Here is a 19,012-nt window from a genome sequence, read left to right on the forward strand (position 1 = left end):
CCTCAGCGCTGCCGTCTTGGCTGGCAGCGTCGCCCGCGGTCTTGACCTGGCCCGTTCGATGAACTGCGCATCGCGCAGTTCATCGACCCCGAGTCCAGCGCTTGCGCTGGTCCGGGGTGGAGGGGGCGGACAGCCCCCTCCTGGGGCCTGGGGCAAAGCCCCAGCGAAGCGCCCCTGCTAGGGCGACATCTTCCCGCGCGGATCTTTCCGCCGCGCCCACTCGCACATCACCATGCCTGCGGCGATTGCCACTGGGTACGAGTGGTTGATCCCGTACATCGGAATTGCGAGGACCTCGCTGCACGCTGCGAGCAGCGTGTCCGAAAGCCCGTCGTTCTCGCTGCCGAACAGGAAGACGAGGCCGTCTGGCATCTCTGCCTCCCAGAGCGTCGTGCGCGCGTGATCTCGCTCGACGCCGATCAGCGGGCGGCCGCGCACGGCTTCGAGGAAGGCCTCTTCGTCGGGGCACTCGATGATCGTCTCGTACTTCGCCATTCCCATCGCGGCGCGCTCGTACCAGGGCTCCGTGCCCACGAGGAAGATCTCGTGCACGAGGAACGAGTGCGCCGTGCGGATGATTGCCCCGATGTTGAAGGGGTTTTTCGCGCGGCAGACGGCGATCGAGAATGGGTGCCGGATCGGCGCGAGCTCCTCGCGGATCTCCTCGGTGGACAGCTGGAACGAAGGGACCTTCACGGTTCAGTCGACTTGCCCGAACTCGGCGAATGTCGGGTAGATGGGCCCCTCGCGAAACGTCACGCTCGCCGTCGACCCGTCCGCGTGCCGCAGCACGACGGGCAGGCCGGCCGAGGGGATCGAGTTGAATGCGCTCCGTACCGCGTTGCTGCTCATCGTCGTCACGGCCTTGCCGTTGATCTGCACGACCTCGTCGCCTGGCTGCGCGCCCGCGCGCTCGGCGGGGCTGCCTCCGATCATGCGCGTGAGAAAGCAGGTATCCGTGCGCAGCTCGAACCAGAGCCCGAGGCCGAACATCGCGTGCGCTCGCTCGTAGGCGAGGACGACCTCCCCGGCGCCTGGCACGTCGAGCCGGATGCGATCGCCGAGCACGAGATCCTCGGTCGCGCGGAAGTCCTTCACGCCGATGGGCTTGTCCGTGACCGTGTTCGCGTCCCAGATCTCGACGCGCATCTTGTCTGCGGACGAGACCTGGAAGTTGCCGCGCGGCGCGTCGTCCCAGCTCGGCTCGAGCGTCTCGCTCTTCGGGTTCGTGCGCATCACCTCCTGCTCGTTGATGTACAGCTTGGCGTAGGGATCCGGCAGCTTGCCGATGGCCTGCTTCCAGGTCCTGCCGTCTCGCATCGAGTCCTTGATCGTCCCGGAGACGATGCGGATCCAGCGCAGATCCTCGGGCGGCGGAGGATCGAGCGCCTGCTCGGCGGTGATCTTGCGGATGCTGGTCCCGATCTCGGGATAGAGGGCGACGCATCCGGCCTGGAGCGCCGCGGCGGCGAGAGCGCTCGCGAGCACGAGCGCGGAGGCGAGTCTTTTCGTCTTCATCGCGGAGGGGGAATTTCGAGGCGGAGTCACGGAGCGTCCGGGGCACCCTGGCCAAGGACGAAGCTCCTGTCTATCAGAGATCGAGGGGCGCTGCGGGAGCCCCCGACGAAGGCGCCCAGCCTCTCCCCACGTCGTTCGGTTGCGTGGCCCGAATGACGGCTGGCAAGCAAAGCAGTGACTTGCCCGCGCGCCTCCGTTTCATCACAAGAAAGGGAGCAGGCTCCGTCCATCCCCCACGTTCTCACCGCGCCGCGGAGAGGGAAGGCAACCATGGCTCGTCTCGTCGGCTTCGTCGGCAACCGTCCGGACCTCGGGGCACGAGTCCTCGACCTCGAAGCGCGCCACCTCTCGGTGCACAAGCAGCCCGATCGTATCCCGGGCTGGGGTGTCGGCTTCTACCAGGGTGGCGAGATCCTCTTGAAACGCCGCCCCATCGACGATCGTCCCCAGATCAACATCGCCGAGATGACCCGGGGCCTGCGCGCCGACACGCTGATCGCGCACGTGCGGCTCGGGACCGTCGGCGGCTCGCGCACGGAGAACACGCATCCCTTCCGCTACCGGCAGTGGCTCTTCGCGCATACGGGCACGATCGACGCCTTCTCCACGCTGCGCGGCCGCCTCTCCGACTCGCTGCCGCAGTTCCTGCAACGTGACGTGCGCGGCGAGACGGACAGCGAGCTGCTCTTCCACCTCTTCCTCTCGTTCCTCCATGACGCCGGGATCCTCGAACGTCAGGACGTACCGCCGGAGGCCGCGCGCAGCGCGCTCCGTTCGAGCATCTCGCTCGTCGACGGGCTCTCGGCCGAGGAGGGCAAGGGCCCGAGCCGCATGAACCTGCTCATCGCGGCCCCCGATTACGTCATCGCCATGCACGGGAGCGGCCGCATGGTTCGCCGCGTTTTCCAGGGCGCCTCGGACCTCGAGCGTATCCTCGGCGACGGCGGCCTCGGGCGCATGCGCCTGCCCGACTTCGCATCGTGCCGCCTCTCGATCCTCGCCTCCGACTTCGACGACGACCAGACGCCGCCCGGATGGACGGCCGTCCAGGACCGTGCGATCGTCACGCTCACCCGCACGGATGACCCTCTCGTCGAGCCGATCTGACCTGCCCAAAACCACGCGCGTCTCCGCGGCGTGCGTGTTCCTGTTCATGAGCCTGCTCGGCTGCGGGGGCGCGGGGGCGCCTCTCTTCGCCACGACCTCGGAGTTGCCCGAAGGCTCGCGAAGGCCGGACGGCGTCGCTGTGGATCCTGCGAGCGCGCCGCCGCGAGCGAAGGACGTGGCCAACGCGGAGGCGGGGCTCGTCACGCTGCGCACCCCGCTCGGCACGGAGGCCGTCCTCGTGACGGTGAACGGGTTTTTCCGGGCGATCGTGGACGAGGACATGGAGGCGCTCGAAGCGCTCTTCACGCGAGACGCGCTGTCGATCAGCACGACCTACGGCCCGAGCGGCAGCGCGCCCTCGGCGCCGCTCTTCTGGACGCAGCGCATGCGCCGGCTCGACTACACGAAGCTCGCCGGCGAGGTCGTCTTCCGCGAAGCCGAGCTCGAAGTCTACCGCGCGGAGGACGCACGCACGTCCTCGCCACACCCCGCGATCCGCGTCGAAGCCCTCTCGACGGGAGACGTCGTGGTGCGCGTGCCGATCGCAACCTCGCGCGTGGGGTCGGATCGACTGCTCGGCGACGAGATCGTCCTCTGGCTGCGCCGCGAGGGCGAGCGATACCGCATCTATCGCATCGTCGAAGATTTTCAGATGCCGTGAGAATCGGGACCCTGGTTTGCCCGACCTCGCTCGGGTGGCCACAATGCTCCCATGAACCGCCTCAAGGTCGCATTCGTGGCGTCGGGCGGGGCCGTACGAGGCCTCGCCCACCTCGGAGTCCTGAAGGCGTGCGAGGAGCTCGGCGTCCTGCCGGAGATCTTCGTGGGGACGAGCTCCGGCGCGCTCGTCTCCGCGACCTACGGCCAGGACATCCCGCTCGACGTCCTGCTCGACGCCTATCGCCTTCCCTGGCGCCGCCGTCACCGCGGCCCTCGGCTCTTCCCCTCCACGTTCATCGGCCTGCCGAGGCCAAAGGATCTCCTGGATCCGGGCCACCTCACCTCGGGGCTCTTCTCGGTCGACCGGCTGGAGAACTACCTCTCGACCTTCTTGCCCATCAACGATTTCCGCAAGCTCCCGAACTCCGTGTTCGTGACCGCCGTGGACATCGACACAGGCGAGCGCGTGGTCTTCGGACCAGGCTACGAGGAGACGACGCCCGTGAGCCGAGCCGTCGCAGCAAGCTGCTGCGTACCCGGGCTCTTCCGGCCCTTCCGCATCGGAAGCAGGTACTTCGTGAACGGCGAGGTCGCGCGCACGCTCTCGGCAGACATCGCCATCGCCGCAGGCGCAGACGTCGTGATCATCTCGAACGTGTACAAACCCGAGCGCGTGCGCGAAGGCCGTCGCAGCCTGGCGCGGCGCGGCCCCTTCCCCATCTTGCGTCAGTCCCTCAGCGTGCTGCTCACCGAGAAGGAGCGGCAAGGCGTGGAGCTCTACGGCAGGATCCACCCCCACGTCACCTTCCTCGACATCGCACCCGACCTCGGCCCCTTCAGCTACCTGAACCGATTCGCCGTGCGCTCCCTCGTGCTGCGCGGCTATCGGCAAGCGCTACGCGTACTCGCCGAGGCGAAGGAAAAGGGGCTGTTCGACCGGACGAACAAGATGACGAGCCCGCTCAACTGAAGGCGGATCGCTGGGGCGTTGCCCCAGGCCCCACCAGGAGCTGTCCGCTCCTGGACCTGGACCAGCGCAAGCGCTGGACTCGGGGTCGATGAACTGCGCGATGCGCAGTTCATCGAACGGGCCAGGTCAAGACCGCGGGCGATCCTGCCAACCAAGGCGGTTCTACCGGCAACGCCCGTCGATGCTTGAGAAGCCCCCGGTGGTCTTGTCACGGCCCGTTGGAAGAACTGCGCATCGCGCAGTTCTTCCACCAAAGGTCCAGGGCTGGCCCTGGTCCGGGTCGAGGGGCGGATAGCCCCCGCGGGGTTCGGGGCGGCGCCCCGGCGCGGCGGCCCAGCGTCGCTTACATCCCGGCGACGATGCGGAACTCGCCGTTGTAGGGCACGAGCTCCAGGCGGTTGTCTTCGACCTTGCGGCGCCACTCTTCGCCGCGTGTGCCGGGGATGCGGTAGCTCGCGCTGTAGGTGTAGTCGACGAAGATCATGTCGTCTTCGCGCACGATGCGGCGGTAGCGGATCTCGTAGCGGATGGCGCGTGCGTCTTGGAAGGCGCCGGTGAGGTAGGCTTTCAGGCCGGCGTAATCGATGTCGTCGCCTGGGTCGACGTTGCCGCCGTCCTCGTAGTAGTCGGGGGAGGCGAAGCCGTAGAGGACGGAGACGTCCTTGTCTTCGACGGCGTGCCGGTACTTCTCGCAAAATGCGATGATTTTGCGGTTTTCTTCGGAGTCTTCCACGTCTGTGTTGGGGATGTAGCGCGTGGCGCATCCCGTCAGCGTGGAGAGGGCGAGCGCGAGGGCGGCGAGGGTTCGGGTCGAAGGCATCGCTCTGCTCGAAACCCCCTGTGAGGGGGCAGGATTCCGGGGCATCGAGGGTCGACGACGAGGGCGCGGAGCGCGCGCATCGAGGTCATCGCGCAACTTGCCAGACGACCCCTACCTCCGGCAAGCCGACCGCCATTTTGTCACGAAATCGAGCACCTTTGCCTGCAAGGCAAGGTGCCCGATCGGGCCTGTGTGGTGGTCACTCGTGACGTCAGGGTCGATCGAAGCGAGCGCATTTTCGGCGGAAACATCGAGCAGAACGGCCATGGCTCCCTCGGCGTAGGCGCGCCCTGATGCGGACGTGCATGACAGAAGATCACGCGCTGCGGGGCCGGCGTCGTCGACGGCGAGGACGATGACGCGGTCTGCGTCGCCCATCGCGACGAGCTCGGCGCCGACGGAGAGTGCTTCGGTGCCGCCGTCGAGGCCTGCGTTGACGGCGAAGCTTGGGCCGCGGAGCTGGTAGACGATCGCGCACTCGCCTGCGACGGCGTTCGGGGAGGTGGCTGGGAAGAGCCGTGGATCGACGGCGCTGGGGCCGCGTGTGCGGCGACGTGCGTCGAAGCGATCGTTTGTGTCGAGCGTGGCGAGCGCGTGTCCTGCGACGATGCCGGCGCCGACGAGGGCGTCGCGTCCCACCATGCGCGCGAGCTCTGCGACGGCGCGCATGCCGAGCCGACAGAGCGGATCGAGCCGCGCGAGCCGATCCCGCGGCACGCCTGTCATTGCGGACAGCTCGACGAGGTCGACGCTCGTGATCGTGGCGTGCGCGTGCAGGTACACGGGGCGCGCTTCCCTCGGCGCGCGACCGCTCGGGGCGCGCGTGAGCACGAGCGCGGCGTTTGCTCCGCCGAACGCTGCCGACAGCTTGAGCGCGGCGCCCTGCGGACGCGCTTCGGCGCGATCGAGCAGCGAGGCGACCGCGTCCGGATCGAGCTCGCCTTCTCCGGCCGCGGCGGGTGCGATCCCGCGACGGAGCGCGTCTGCCGCGGCGAGCGACTCGAGCACGCCGGCTGCGCCGAGCGTGTGGCCGATCTGGGCCTTGAAGGGGTGGACGATCGGCGCGGGGGCAGCTCCGTCGAAGAGCCGGGCGATCGCGCGGGACTCCATCGCGTCGTTGAACGGCGTCGAGGTCGCGTGGGCGCTGACGAGGCCGATCGCCGCGGGAGCGAGGCCGCTGTCGGTGATCGCGGCGGCGCCTGCGCGCGCGAGGCCATCGCCGGTGCGATCGGGCGCGGTGATGTGCACGGCGTCGGTGGAGGCGCCGAAGCCGGCGACGCGGATGAACACCGAAGCGCCGCGGGTGTTCTCCTCGCGGACGAGCGCGACGAGGCCGGCGCCTTCGCCGAGGCTCATGCCGTCGCGACCGACGCGGAAAGGTCGCGGGCGCGAGGCCGTGGTGGCGCGCAGGGCCTCGAAGCCCGTGGCGACGAAGTTCGAGAGCGCGTCGTAGCCACCCGCGATCACGACGTCACAGGCGCCTCGGTCGAGCCATCGCAGGCCGAGGCCGATCGCTAGCGTCGAAGCGGCGCACGCGGCGACGAGGTGCACGCGACGGCGAACGTTTGCTCCCCAAAGACCCGCCGCGTCAAACGCCTCGTCGAACGGCGCGAAGTAGGTCGCGCGCTTCGCGAGCGCGGCGCGCTCGTCCTCACGAACCCCCTCGCCGCGGGCCCACGCTTCGCGGGCCGCGAAAAACCGCGTCGCCCCGAGCATGCCGCCGCTCGACGTGCCGACGGCGATGCCGAGGCGTTCGTCGCGGAAGCCGGGGCGCGTCTCCTCGAGGGAGCGCACGAGCTGCCCGAGCGCGCACGCGAGCAACGCCGCCGCGTGATCCTCGAAGGGCGGTCCTTCGGGCAGCGGGAGCGAGCCGGGCGCGCGCGCCGCGAACGGACGGGCGAGGCCCGCGCGGGCGAGCTCTTCGTCACGCGCGAGGACCACGCGCGCAGGCTCGCCGACGTCGCCCGCGTGGTACGCGCTCGGGCCCACGCCGAGCGCCGACACCGCGCCCACCGCGATCACACATGCGTCGCTCACGACGCACCTCCTCCCGGGGAAACGTCCTCCGCGGGCGCATCCGGATCGGCGAAGGCGCGCGGGTTCGGCGCGCGCCCCGTCTCCTCGCCCTCGCACGTCACGGTCACCGTGAGCCCCGTCGAGGCCTGGTGATACCGCACGGTACCGCACCCGATCCGATCGGCCTCCACGCTCTCCTCGTCGAGCTTTTTGGCGCGTGGTCCTTCGCTCGACCACGTCGTCCGCCGCGCCGACAGCGCCCCCGAGCTCGCCGCGTGGAGCTCGATCACGGCCGCGCCGTCGCGCAGCGTGAACCGATCCCCCGAAGGCTCGACCTCGTGCCAGAGCAGCCTCCCGGACGCGGGCCGGAGCAGCCACCAGCGAAGGAAATCCACGGGCAGCCCGCGCTTGCCTTCGCGGGGCGTCGACGCGTCGCCGCGCTTCAGCAGATCGATCGCCGGGACCGCGAAACGAAAGCGCTCGCCGCGCACCCAGAGGTCGAGCGCCGTCGTGCCGCCGGGCCCGACCAGGATCATGCGCAGCGCGTCTGGCGGCGCGATCGCCACGGCGCCGCGCGCCTCCAGCGTGCGGCCCGTCAACGGCTCCCGAAGCGCGAGCGCGAGCCGGAGCGTCCGCGCGCCCTCGCCCTCGGCCGCCTTCGAGAGCGCCGCGAGCTTCCGCCGCGCCTCGCGCCAGCTCGCGAGTGTCGGCGCCTCGGCTGCGCGCGGGGCGATCGCGCTCGGCGCCGCGCACGAGGCGGCGCCGAGGCACCACACGATGGCCCCGAGCAAGCCCGCGCCGCGCATCACGACGAACCGGGTTCGTCGGCCGTCAGCAGCAGCGCGTACCCCCGCTCGGGCGCGTGCCCCACGACGAGCGCGGCGTCGAGCTCTCCCCGCGCGATCGCGGCGAGGGCCGCGGCCATGGCGAACCCACCTGCCCCCTCGTGCACGCCCGACCGCGGCGCGACGGCGCGATGCGGGATGCGCGCCCAGGCCTCGGGCAAACGCAGGCCGGGCGGGAGATCCTCCTGCCCCGTGAGCACCACCGCGCGCGTGGGCGGCTCGGGCGCCGCATCGAGCGCGCCTTCGCCCGCGCCGCGCCACGACGTCCACCAGGGCAGACGCGCGATCGGCTTCATCCCCCGCGCCCTCGCGTGCGGTTCCGCTTCGAGCAGGATCGCGCTCGCGCCCTCGCTGCGCACGCCGTGCGCTTCCCCCGAGCAGACAGGCCCGAGGCATCGCTCGATCATCGGGCTCGCCTCCTCCACGCTGCCGGCCGCGAGCACCTCCCCTTCGCCCACCGCGATCAGATCCGCCGCCGTCACGACCGCGCACTCGGCCGTCACGCCGAGGTCGGCCACGGCGAACACCGGCCCGCGCAGCCCGAGGTAGATCGACGCGTGCCCCACGGGCGACGACGGCACGAGGTTCGGAAAATCCGCCGGGCTCGCGAACTTCACGCCCTTCTCGTAGATGCGCCGCATGAACGCGGTCGAGCCGTCCACGCTGCCGAACGCCGCGCCGAGGATCGCGCCCACCTCCGCGCCGATCGACGGATCGCTCGGATCGAGCCCTGCATCCCGCAGCGCCCGCTGGATCGCCACCGTCGACAGCCGCCCTGCCCGATCGAGCCTGCGCGCGCGGCCGACGTCGAGGTGATCGGCTGCCTGGAAGTGGATCGGCCCCGGCGAAGGCGCAGGACCGGGCTCGAGGTACGCATCGTTCTCCCGCGCGCCGAGCACCCCGAGCGGGCCGATGGTCGCTGCGGAGACCACCACCACCGATCGCCGCGCCGGCGCCTCGGGCGCGGGGAACGCGTTCGGCGCGGCGAACACGAGCGACGTGTCCGTTCCTCCGAACCCGAACGAATTCGACATCACGGCGCGCACGTCCGCCTTCGTCGCGCGCGTCGCGTGCGCGAGCGGGCATGCGGGATCGACCTCTTCGAGCCCCATCGTCGGCGGGATCTCGCCCCGCGCGATCGTCATCACCGACACGGCCGCCTCGATCGCGCCCGCCGCCCCGAGCGTGTGCCCGATCTGGCCCTTCACGGACGAGACCGGCACGCGCTCCGCCTCCGGCCCGAAACAAGCGCGGATCGCGGCTGCCTCCATCGAGTCGTTCAGCGGCGTCGCCGTCCCGTGCGCGTTCACGTGGTCGATGTCCGCGGGCGAGAGGCGCGCTCTCGTGAGCGCCGCTTGCATCACGCGCGCCGCCGTGCGCCCTTCGCGCTCGGGGTTCGTGATGTGGTGCGCCTCGGCGCCCACGCCCCAGCCGACGAGCTCCGCGATCGGCCGCGTCACGCCCCGCGCGCGGCTCGCCTCCTCGGGCTCGACCACGAGGAACGCCGCGCCTTCGCCGAGGTTCAGGCCCGCGCGGCGCTTGTCGAACGGCCGGCACGGGTTCGGGTCCACGGCCGAGAGCGCGCCGAACCCCGTGTACGTGAGCCGGCAGAGCCCATCGGCGCCGCCCGCGACCACGCAGCGCGACACGCCCGCGCGGATCCAGGCCGCCGCGAGCAGGAGTGCGTTCGCCCCGCTCGAACACGCGCTGCACACGCTGCGCACCCGGCGGAACGGCCCCACCGCGGCGCGCACGTGATCGGCCGTCGATGAGAGCGGATGCGTCAGCATCGCCCGGAGCGGCTTGATCGCGTCCGCGTCGCGCGACAGCTCGGCGAGCAAATCTTCGGTCTCGTACATCCCGGCGGTCGTGCCGCCGACGATCAGATCGATCGGCGCGGCCTCGGGCGCGACGCCTGCCTGCGCGAGCGCCTCGCGCACCGCGAGCACGCTCATCGCGTCCGTGCGCGACCACGCCTCGGCGTCTCCCTCGGGCGCGACCTCGGCCGCCGAAAGCCCCGGGACCTCCGCGGCGAGCCGCGTGCGCATCTCCGGCAGATTGAAGAGCGAGAGCTCGCCGAAGGCGCGATCGCCTGCGAGCAGCCTGTCCATCGTGACGCCGGCCCCGCGCCCGAGGGGCGAGACGACGCCAATGCCGGTCACCCAGATGCGCATGCGCTCCTCGGCCTCGTCACGGCGCCGCCCGGCGCTCTGCGTCCGGGCGACGAAAGTCGGGTGTCCTCGTCAGGCCGCGGCCTTCGCGCGCACGATGTGATCGGCGAGCGCGTTGACCGAGGCGAAGATGCTGCGGGCCTCGTCTCCCTCCGGGACACGCACGCCGAACTTCTCTTCCACGGACATGGCGAGCTGCAGCGCGTCGAGCGAGTCGAGCCCGAGCCCTGCGCCGAAGAGCGGCGCCGCGTCGTCGATGTCCGCCGGCTCCTTCCCTTCGAGGTTGAGCTCGGTGACCATGAGTTCCTTGAGCTTTTGCCGCACGTCCGCAGGATCCATGGGGTTCAACGCGTCCCAGGTAGCACGAAACCGTGCCCCGTTTGAAGGTGGATCGCGACGCCGCGCCCCGAGGCCGGCGTCGTGGAAGCAAGGAGAACACGCGCGCGTCGCGAGCGAGCCCGCCGTGGCGCAGACGGTGGATCCGGTCGCGCCGCCACGGTAAATGGGGCGCGCCATGGCTCTTGTCGAGTGCGAAACAAAATCCCGCGTCGCGGTCCTCACGCTGAACGACCCGCCGGTGAACGGCTACACGCACGAGATGATGAAGGAGCTCGACGGGGCGATCCTCGCGGCGCGCTTCGACGACGCGGTGCAGGTCCTCGTCGTGACGGGTCACGGCGAGAAGTTCTTCTGCGCCGGCGCCAACATCAACATGCTGAAGGCCGCGTCGCCGAGCTTCAAATACCAGTTCTGCCTGCACGCGAACGAGACGCTCCTGCGCCTCGAGCACACGCCGAAGCTCGTCATCGCCGCGCTGAACGGCCACACCGTCGGCGGCGGCCTCGAGATCGCGCTCGCCTGTGATCTGCGCGTGGCGCGTCGCGGCGCCGGCAAGGTCGGCCTCCCCGAGGTCGCGCTCGGCGTCTTGCCCGGCACCGGCGGCACGCAGCGCCTCGCGCGCCTCGTCGGAAAACCGCGCGCCATCAAGCTCATGTGCGAGGGCACGACGTTCGACTTCGACACGGCGCTCGCCTACGGCCTCGTCGACGAGGTCTGGGAGACCGAGACCCACGCCGCGTTCCTCGACCGCGCGATCACGTATGCCCAGGGCTTCACGGCCCCGGGCCGCGCGGCCCTGGCCGTCGGGCGCATCAAGCGGGCGGTGCAGACCGGCATGGAGATGGGCCTCGAACAGGGCCTCGCCTTCGAGCGCGAGCTCCAGGCCGAGCTCTTCGCCTCCGAGGACGCCCGCGAGGGCATCTCCGCCTACGTCGAGAAACGCAAGGCCTCGTTCCAGGGCAAGTGAACTTCGGCGCGGCGTGGTAGAACTGGACACATGTCGACGAAGGACATCCAGAGCTTCGAAGAATTCTGGCCGTTTTACGTGCGCGAGCACAGCAAGAAGGCGACGCGCCTCTTCCACTTCGCCGGGACGACCACGGCGGGGGTCACGCTGCTCGCGGCGATCGCGCTGCGCCGCCCGGCCCTGATCCCGGCCGCGCTCGTGGCCGGCTACGGGCCCGCGTGGTTCTCGCACTTCTTCATCGAGAAGAACAAACCCGCGAGCTTCAAGTACCCGCTCTGGTCCTTCGCGGCCGACTGGGTGATGTGGAGCAAGATCCTCACGGGCAAGATGGACGCCGAGGTCGAGCGCGTGATGGCGACGGCGAGCAACGGCCAGGGTCACGCCGACGAGGAGACCACGGCCGAATACACGCACTACCAGGCCGGGACGAACGGCGTGAACTAGCCTCCTGCGGGCGCGGCTTGTCGCTCCCGCAGCGGCCGCCGGTAAGAGGCCACCTGCGAAACGCCGACGATGCGCCTCCTGCCCGTGGGAGGCGTCGCCCCGTCGGCGTACGCCGCTCCCACAGCGGCGCCGAACTCCTCCTGCGTGACGATGGCGCCCCGCACGAGCGGCGTGTCGCCCGCGTCGAGCACCTCGACGAAGAACTGCGCGTTCACGACGCGCTGGAGCACGCTCGTGTCGACGCCGGGCAGGACGCGCGCGAGGTGGGACACGAGCCACGCCGCGCAGGCCTCGTCCCCGAAGACGTCGAGGAGGTCCTGCGGATCGACCTCGAGCGGCGAGACGACGTCGCGCACGGCGTCCCAGGCCTCCGCGCCGAAGCGGGCGAGCCTCGCGTCGGCGTCATAGAAGAGCTTCCGCGGCCGCGCGCCGACGGCCGCTCGTGGAGGCGCGACCTCGAGCAGATGCACGGCGGTGGGACTCTCGTCGAGGGCACGCATGATCGTGCGCGCGAGCTCCGCGTCGGGCCCGCCCGCGCCCTCGGTCGCGAGGGCCAGGAAGGCAACGGCCGTGCGGAGCGACCGGTCGTGCGGCTCGCCACGGAGCCGCCGATTGTCCCCGAGCCGCTCGTCGAGCCAGACGAAGTGGCGGCGTCGATGCTCTGGACCCGGGTGCTGGAATCGCCCCGCGGTGGCCGCGAGGGTTTCGCGGTGCTCCTCCCAGATCGCCAAGGCGAACGCGGCCCCTTCGGCGGTGAGGGCCCCATCGGGCAGGGTCCCGTCGAGGTCATCGAGCAGATAACGGAGGGGATCCGCCGCCACGCGGGCTCGATCGATGTCGCCCGACGTGAGGCCTCGCTCGGCGGCCCATTGCAAGAACACGGCGATATGGATGGCGGCGGCATCCCAGGAGCCGGCCTCCGCGTGGTGATGAATGGCCTTGTCGATCGCGGGCACGAGACCTCGGAGGAAAGCGAGGTGAGTGGGACGGGGGAGCTTAGCAGGCTGTCGAGAAACGCCGCGAGCGCCCTGACGACGACCGACGATCCAGGGCGTCGAGCCTCGACGAGAGAGGACCTCAGCGAAGCTTCACCCAGACGTGCACGGTCCTGCCCGTACGTACGTTCACGATACCGAGCCTCACGTTGGAGCCGCTGGAGAAGCCTCGCAACCTGCTGGTGAGGTCGAAGGAGTCACGGACCCGCCGGTCATTGACGAACGTGATGATGTCGCCCACCTCGGCGATGTACGTCCCCCCTTGGACCATACGCGTCCGCAGCAGCGGGCTGAGGAAATGGAGGCTGCGAATTTCGGCGCCCTCCAGGCCGGGCCTGGCGCTGGAATCGAAATCGGCGCCGAGGGCATAGCTGCTGAGGGACGGGATGACGATATCGGACTGCGCCGTCGCTGGCAGCATCCCGAGGACGGAGCTGGTCGCGAGCGCGAACGCGAACATCATGGTCTTGACGAATTGCATACTCCCCCCTTTTCGGCGCAGTCGCGACCGCGCACCGTACGCGGTGGACCTCCACGTCGAGCCATCACAGGGATTGAATGCGTCCACGATGAACGTGCGTCAATGTTGGGGCTGGCCGGTTTTGGACCGGATGTCGGGAGGTTCAGGAGGGCGGGAGGTCGCGCAAGATGGATTCGATCTGAGCCGCTTCGGGCAAGCTCAGGCGTCGCGCATCGGCGAGGGCGAGGGCGAGGAGCTGGAGGGCTTCGGGCCTGTCTTCCGCGCGCCCGCGTTGCACGAGACCCAAGGCTAGGTTGGCTCGACCCACGAGCAGGGAACGCACGTCGCCGAGCCGCTCGTAGACCGGAAGCTCTTCTTCGCGGCGGATGCGCAGCGCTTCGTCGAGCTCGCCGCGAGCCTGGAGGATGCCGGCCACTTTGCCCATCGTGATGGCCCGGGAGCGCACGTCGCCGAGACGCTCGTAGACGGGGAGCTCTTCTTCGCGGCGGATATGCAGGGCTTCGTCGAGCTCGCCACGAGCCTGGAGGATGTCAGCCACTTTGCCCATCATGAAAGCCCGGGCGCGCACGTCGCCGAGCCGCTCGTACACGGGAAGCGTTTCTTCGCGAAGGCTGTGCAGCGCTTCGTCGAGCTCGCCACGAGCCTCCAAGATATCGGCCACTTTGCTCATCGCGACGGCCCGCTCGCGCACGTCGCCGAGCCGCTCGTACACGGGAAGCTCTTCTTCGCGCCGGATGCGCAGCGCTTCGTCGAGCTCGCCGCGAGCCTGGAGGATGTCGGCCAGTTGGCCCATCACGACGGCCCGGGAGCGCTCGTCGCCGCGCTCTTCGAACACCTTCCGTGCCGCGTCGAGCTGCGCGAGGGCCTGCTCCGGCTCACCACGGAGCCACGCGAGCCTACCCCGCAGCACGAACCGAACGCCATCGGTGAACCGCCCCTCAGGGTCGCGGAGATCCACCTGCGCCAGCAGATCGGCCGCCTCGTCCAGCCGACCCAGCATGAACGCGCGCTTCGCCTTCTTTAGCAGCTCCGACCCGTCGTCCGCTCCCAGAGCTGGCAACGAATGCGCCTGCGATCCGCCATGCACCGAAATCGAAAGCTCCCGCGCCATCGGCCCCGTGGCTTCGACCTGCTCACGCAGCCACAACCCCGCGAAATGCACGAGGTCCGGCGCCCGCATCGTCAACTCCAGCGCCGCCGCCGGGTGAATCATGATCACCCAAGGAAGCGCATACGCGCGCGCCAGCTCGTCACGCTGGACATTGAGCCGCGCAAAAAGCAAATGCCGCTCCGCCGCCTCTTCCAGCCGCGTCATCACGAGCACCGACGGCTCGCCCGGCGGCCCACAAGCCTCATCCAGCACCGGTCGCAACGGCTTGCCGCTCGCCCGGTCCATCTCCACGACGCGCGTCCCAGGCGCCTCGTTCACCGTCCACGCCAGAAGCTCGTCCCGGCGCCGCGGCTCGGTGATCTCCAGGATCGCCAGCGCAAACCCGCCGCCGGGCGTCCATTCGATGAAATTGCGGTACGCCCGCCCCCCGTCCTCGCCAAGGATACGCTCGGGCGTCTCCGACGAAACCTCAGCCCCCTTCGCCGCGGAAGGCACGCTTGAACTCCGGGATCTCGTCCACGAGCGGATGGATGTCGTACCACCCATCCCCGTTGTACTTGAACGCGAGGTAGTAGTGGAGCACGGCCATGCATTTCGGGTCCGTGTGGATCTGCTTCTCCGTCGCTATCCTCACGAGCGTATCGATCCAACCATTGGCGTTGATCAGATCACGCAAGCGCTGCCTGCGAAGGGCCACGGCCTTCTCCACCTCGGCCTCGGTGATCTTCTCCTCGCGCGTCAAGAGGACCGACTGATACATGAGGTCGAGCAGCTCGCGCATCGACCCCCCGCTCGCGCTGATCAGCCGATCCCGGGCGGCCTTGTCGGGCAGCAGCGTGTCGATGTCGACCCGAAGACGGAGCGCTTTCTCCATCAAGTCCCGGCCCGGCCCCTCGAATTCGTCATACCGTTGTTCCGGCGTTCGCAGCCGCACGGCATACAGGAAATGACAGGTGTAGATACGGTCGAGCTGCGCCGATCGTGGCTGGAGCAGCAAGCCGATGGGCGGCGTGAGCAGGAGATTGCAGCGCAGCTGCCGGATCCGATCGGCGCCGTCCCCGAGGAGCTTGTCGATCACCACGGGGTCGTAGCGGTCGAGGTTGTCGACGATGACGAGCAGCGAGCGCCCGCCGAGCCGTTTGTTCGCCTCGTCGAAGAGCTCGTTCACGCTCTGGAGCAGCGTGCCCGGGTATTTGCGGAGCACCTGCTTGACCTCGGTCCGGTACTCGCTCTCTTGCTTGAACAGCGCCTTGAGCGAGCCGAAGACGCCGCCGAAGAACGGCGAGGAGACCTTGGCTTCGACGCCGGCGGCCGCCTGGGCGTTGAAGCCTTGCACCCATTTCGTCGTGCTCACGACCTCCTCGAACCACTTACGCACGCGCTCGAGCAGCGCGTCAGGGAGCGGCATGTTGCGCTCGCGCATGGTCGACTCCACCGAAAGTGCGAGGTTCAGCAGCAGATCCTCGGCCTCGATGCTGAACGGGTCCATCTCGACGGTCGCTTCGAGGTAGACGGGCTCGTACATCGCGGCGAGGCGGCTGGCGAGCCGCAGGATCTCGGTGCTCTTGCCGGCGCCGCGATGGCTCACGAAGGCCGCGTGGACGAAGCGCTCCGGGGCGCGGAGCTCGAGGGCTTGTTCGAGGGCCTCCGTTCCGCCATTGCTGCGCGCCGGCGAAAAATCCTCGTATCGCGTGTCGGTGCTCCGGAGCGGCTCGTCAGGATCGCACAAGCGCACGACCTCGCGCCGCGTGCGCGCAGGTTGGATGGCGGCCAGGGGCTTGGGAACGAGATCGGTCATCGATGAGGATCCGCGCGGAAGCTAACACGGGGCGGCGGAGGAGGGCAACGTCGTGCGCGCGGGGGCTCCCCAGCGCCACGCCGAGAGAGCCAACACGCGCGAGGCCCCTCGTTCGGCAAGGCGGAGCGGCAGCACAATCTGTTCGTGTCCCGTCATCCAGGAAAGGAACGAATGCGACGGACAAGCGGAAGCCATTGGCTAGGCATGCGAAAATCGACCCCTCACGGCTCGTAGACGAGGACGCTCTGGCGCTGCGCAATCACGACGACGCGGTCGTCGCTGGAGAGCTCGACCTCGTCGAGCTGTACGCCCGGCGGCAGCGTCCACGTCTGGCGAGGCGCGCTCGTCGCCTTGTCGACGACCAGCAGGCGGAACGCGCGTGAATTGTCCTTTTCACGAAGGGTGAGAACGTCGACCGCGCGCCCCTCGCGCATCGCCTCGAGCGAATGCGGTACCGCGAGGCCGGCCGACCCCGCAGGCAGCGTCCAGGATCCATTCGTATCGCGGGTCGCGCGGAGCGCCCGCAGCGTCTTCGGCACACCCGGACGCTCGTCGCGCTCCGGTGGCATCCGGAGCCCGGGACACGTGCCGCCCATCTTCGTCTCGCACAACGTGCGGCCCGACGCGACGTCGAGCACGGTCCACGCCCCGTACGCGCCGAAGCGCACCACGTCGTCCGAAAGCGCGGCGAGTACGGCCTTCCGTGTGGGCGGCGGCACCGGGAGACGCGCGGCCAGTGCGCCCGCGGCGTCGTACACGGCGATCTCGGTGTCGTGCAGCGCGAAGACACGGCGGGGACCGAGCGCGAGCGCCCATATGTTCTCGTTCGACCCCGTCGCCCCCCACACCCGCTCGCCGCTCGGGACGCGCAGTCCTTGCAGCGCGACGCCCTGAACGACGACAAAGCCCTCATCACGCGCAAAGGCGAGCGCGCGCGCGCCGTGGACGACCGGGAAAGGCGCCCCGGCGCGCCCCTCCGCGAGATCCACCACGACCCCCGTGCCGCTGCCGATGCCGCTCCCGCCGAGACCGACGATGCCGAGCCAGCGTCCCGAAGGAGAAACCGTCGCCGCGACCGACGCGAGGTCGGGCGGCAGAGGCACGCGTCCACGGTCACGCCCGTCGCGATCGATCCTCCTCAGCGCCTCCCGCTCGACGAGCAGAAAGCCGCCGCCCGGCCGAGCCGCGAGCACCGCGTGGTCCTCGCAGCCGAGCTCGGTAACGAGGACGCCGCGCGCGTCGAAGAGCTCGCAAGCCGCGCCCCGGCGTACCGCGACGGCGCCATCGTCGGCGACGGCGAGCGCGCCGACTTCGCCGCGGACGACGAAGGTCCGCGTGCCGTCAGGACCGGCGACCACGACGGTCGAACGACCGTCGCCCGTGCAGGCGATGCGCGCGCCGCTCGGCGACGCCGCTGCCGGCGTCGCGCAGAACGTCTCCGCGATGCGGCTCGACTGCCGGACCTCACCCGCCCAGATGCCCTGCGGCGCACCGACGAGCAGCCGGCCCGCCGCGTCCACGGCGAGCACCGCAGGTGCGTACGGGAGGGGTGTGGGTCGGAGGAAGCCGTCGTCGCGCACCTCGACGAGCGCCTCACGATCGTCATCGAACGCGAGCGCGCGTCCTTCCGGCGTCACCGCGACGCTCGCGGCGTTGACGCCGTATCTCAGCGAGCCGAGACGAAGGCGCGCGCCGGTCGGCAAGGTGTCCGGATCGATGAAGCCGTCGGCGGCGCGTTCGTCGGCGCGAGGGCTCATCGTCGCTGTCGCGCGATCCTCAGCGGACGACGCGCGCGCAGCGGCCACGTCGGGCTTCGCGGGCGCGCTGCGCGAAGGCGCCCCGCCGCACGCGACCACCAGGGAGAGGAAGCCCGCACACCCGCTCCGCATCACGGCGCATCCTACGCAGCGCGCGCACGAAGGCACGGAAGAAAAACAAGCGGGAGCGGCTCCTCCGCCCGCCTCTTCCGCCGTGTGAGCTCCGCGTAGGCGTGCCTCATCCACGCAAACGCCGTCTTCTCCGGGGTGCGTTCACGGCAGCAGCTCCGCTTCCCGACACCGCTGCTCCAGGACGCCGGGGTTGAAGGCGTGCCGAGCCGCTTGATCTCGGCAGACCCCCCCACACTCCTTTCGAGCGCGCGTGAGCGTGTCCTCGGGGACGAGCCCCACCAAACGGGCTTGGTCCCCCAGGAAGCCGTAGCAGGCCCCGCCATTCGTCGACGGACGGCCCCCTTCCCGCCACTCCTCGAGGTACCCCATGGACCACCGCGGGTCGTCGGCCGACCAAGAGGACGTGGCGCTGACGATCCAGAACAGAAGGACACCACTCGGCACGCTGGCGGGAAGGATCCACAGAAGCAGCCGGCGGCTCTTCTTCTTTCGCGCAGCCACGACGCATGCCCACGCGCACACGAGCAGCGGCGGAACCGCCCAAGCAAGCAGCTCCAGAGCCCATCGGGCGCGCGCATGCGCCCCTGCCGCGATGTTGTGCTCATGGAACCACCCGGGCGTGACCGGATAGGTGGCCGTCGAGGACCAGGCATAGGCGGGGATCCACCGCAGCTTGGTCATATACGCCGCGGCCACGAGCCCAGCGGCGATGGCCCCCCACCCAGGTCTCTTCGCGGCGATGAGCGCGATGCCGAGCCCGCAGCCGAACAGATTCAGCAATATCCAGAAGACGACGTCATACGACAAGGGACCAGCCCCTCCTTTGGGGCACGTTGCTGACGTGAGGCGGGGGCATTGTACGCAGCAGCGGATGCTTCCAG

At 70.0% G+C, this 19,012-nt stretch carries 18 protein-coding genes; 5 read left to right on the plus strand and 13 right to left on the minus strand.

The window, feature by feature from the left end; genetic code table 11:
• Positions 1–177: 177 nt before the first annotated feature.
• A complete protein-coding gene (locus QHF85_RS24305; protein WP_281329678.1) occupies positions 178–696 on the minus strand; it encodes a TrmH family RNA methyltransferase in 519 nt (172 codons plus the stop codon).
• Positions 697–699: 3 nt separating this feature from the next.
• Entirely contained in the window at positions 700–1,518 is an 819-nt protein-coding gene (locus tag QHF85_RS24310; protein WP_281329679.1) for a PDZ domain-containing protein, read from the minus strand.
• 270 nt (positions 1,519–1,788) lie between these two features.
• Here QHF85_RS24310 and QHF85_RS24315 point away from each other — a divergent pair, with 270 nt between their 5' ends.
• The 3 genes from QHF85_RS24315 to QHF85_RS24325 are packed head-to-tail and all read left to right on the plus strand — an operon-like array spanning position 1,789 to position 4,255.
• The gene (locus tag QHF85_RS24315) at positions 1,789–2,625 is read left to right on the plus strand and encodes a class II glutamine amidotransferase (protein ID WP_281329680.1); all 837 of its coding nucleotides are present in this window, start codon (positions 1,789–1,791) and stop codon (positions 2,623–2,625) included.
• The gene (locus QHF85_RS24320; protein ID WP_281329681.1) at positions 2,600–3,286 is read left to right on the plus strand and encodes a hypothetical protein; all 687 of its coding nucleotides are present in this window, start codon (positions 2,600–2,602) and stop codon (positions 3,284–3,286) included. The genes QHF85_RS24315 and QHF85_RS24320 overlap by 26 nt, the downstream gene beginning before the upstream one ends.
• Before the next feature lie 51 nt (positions 3,287–3,337).
• Positions 3,338–4,255: a patatin-like phospholipase family protein gene (locus QHF85_RS24325; protein ID WP_281329682.1), complete on the plus strand. Its 918-nt coding sequence runs from the start codon at positions 3,338–3,340 to the stop codon at positions 4,253–4,255.
• A gap of 343 nt (positions 4,256–4,598) precedes the next feature.
• Here QHF85_RS24325 and QHF85_RS24330 read toward each other — a convergent pair whose 3' ends face one another.
• From QHF85_RS24330 to QHF85_RS24350, 5 genes are all read right to left on the minus strand, one after another.
• Positions 4,599–5,075, minus strand: coding sequence for a hypothetical protein (locus QHF85_RS24330; protein WP_281329683.1), 477 nt, complete (start codon positions 5,073–5,075; stop codon positions 4,599–4,601).
• Between the two features lie 111 nt (positions 5,076–5,186).
• Positions 5,187–7,112, minus strand: a complete 1,926-nt coding sequence (locus QHF85_RS24335) for a beta-ketoacyl synthase N-terminal-like domain-containing protein (RefSeq protein WP_281329684.1) — start codon at positions 7,110–7,112, stop codon at positions 5,187–5,189.
• Entirely contained in the window at positions 7,109–7,897 is a 789-nt protein-coding gene (locus QHF85_RS24340) for a hypothetical protein (RefSeq protein WP_281329783.1), read from the minus strand. The genes QHF85_RS24335 and QHF85_RS24340 overlap by 4 nt, the downstream gene beginning before the upstream one ends.
• Entirely contained in the window at positions 7,897–10,110 is a 2,214-nt protein-coding gene (locus QHF85_RS24345; RefSeq protein WP_281329685.1) for a beta-ketoacyl-[acyl-carrier-protein] synthase family protein, read from the minus strand. Before QHF85_RS24345 ends, QHF85_RS24340 begins: the two co-directional genes overlap by 1 nt.
• A gap of 69 nt (positions 10,111–10,179) precedes the next feature.
• Positions 10,180–10,446, minus strand: coding sequence for a phosphopantetheine-binding protein (locus QHF85_RS24350; RefSeq protein WP_281329784.1), 267 nt, complete (start codon positions 10,444–10,446; stop codon positions 10,180–10,182).
• A gap of 175 nt (positions 10,447–10,621) precedes the next feature.
• Between QHF85_RS24350 and QHF85_RS24355 the strand changes: the two genes are divergently transcribed.
• Together QHF85_RS24355 and QHF85_RS24360 are read left to right on the plus strand one after the other, a co-directional pair.
• Positions 10,622–11,413: an enoyl-CoA hydratase/isomerase family protein gene (locus tag QHF85_RS24355; RefSeq protein WP_281329686.1), complete on the plus strand. Its 792-nt coding sequence runs from the start codon at positions 10,622–10,624 to the stop codon at positions 11,411–11,413.
• Positions 11,414–11,443: 30 nt separating this feature from the next.
• Complete coding sequence (locus QHF85_RS24360; RefSeq protein WP_281329687.1) at positions 11,444–11,857, plus strand: DUF962 domain-containing protein; 414 nt, start codon at positions 11,444–11,446, stop codon at positions 11,855–11,857.
• Here the strand turns inward: QHF85_RS24360 and QHF85_RS24365 are convergent.
• The 6 genes from QHF85_RS24365 to QHF85_RS24390 form a co-directional block, all read right to left on the minus strand.
• On the minus strand, positions 11,854–12,813 hold the full coding sequence (locus QHF85_RS24365) for a hypothetical protein (protein ID WP_281329688.1): 960 nt from the start codon (positions 12,811–12,813) through the stop codon (positions 11,854–11,856). The two genes, QHF85_RS24360 and QHF85_RS24365, sit on opposite strands and share 4 nt — an antisense overlap.
• A 121-nt stretch (positions 12,814–12,934) precedes the next feature.
• Positions 12,935–13,333 carry a hypothetical protein gene (locus QHF85_RS24370; RefSeq protein ID WP_281329689.1) on the minus strand — a complete coding sequence of 133 codons (399 nt, stop codon included), beginning with the start codon at positions 13,331–13,333 and terminating at the stop codon, positions 12,935–12,937.
• Positions 13,334–13,475: 142 nt separating this feature from the next.
• Positions 13,476–14,762 carry a hypothetical protein gene (locus QHF85_RS24375; protein WP_281329690.1) on the minus strand — a complete coding sequence of 429 codons (1,287 nt, stop codon included), beginning with the start codon at positions 14,760–14,762 and terminating at the stop codon, positions 13,476–13,478.
• Between the two features lie 151 nt (positions 14,763–14,913).
• A complete protein-coding gene (locus QHF85_RS24380) occupies positions 14,914–16,242 on the minus strand; it encodes a hypothetical protein (RefSeq protein WP_281329691.1) in 1,329 nt (442 codons plus the stop codon).
• Between the two features lie 221 nt (positions 16,243–16,463).
• Positions 16,464–18,131, minus strand: coding sequence for a hypothetical protein (locus tag QHF85_RS24385; protein ID WP_281329692.1), 1,668 nt, complete (start codon positions 18,129–18,131; stop codon positions 16,464–16,466).
• A 141-nt stretch (positions 18,132–18,272) separates the two neighbouring features.
• Complete coding sequence (locus QHF85_RS24390; RefSeq protein WP_281329693.1) at positions 18,273–18,938, minus strand: hypothetical protein; 666 nt, start codon at positions 18,936–18,938, stop codon at positions 18,273–18,275.
• Between the last annotated feature and the right edge of the window lie 74 nt (positions 18,939–19,012).

Source organism: Polyangium sp. 6x1 (assembly GCF_029946515.1).
Lineage (GTDB): Bacteria > Myxococcota_A > Polyangia > Polyangiales > Polyangiaceae > Polyangium.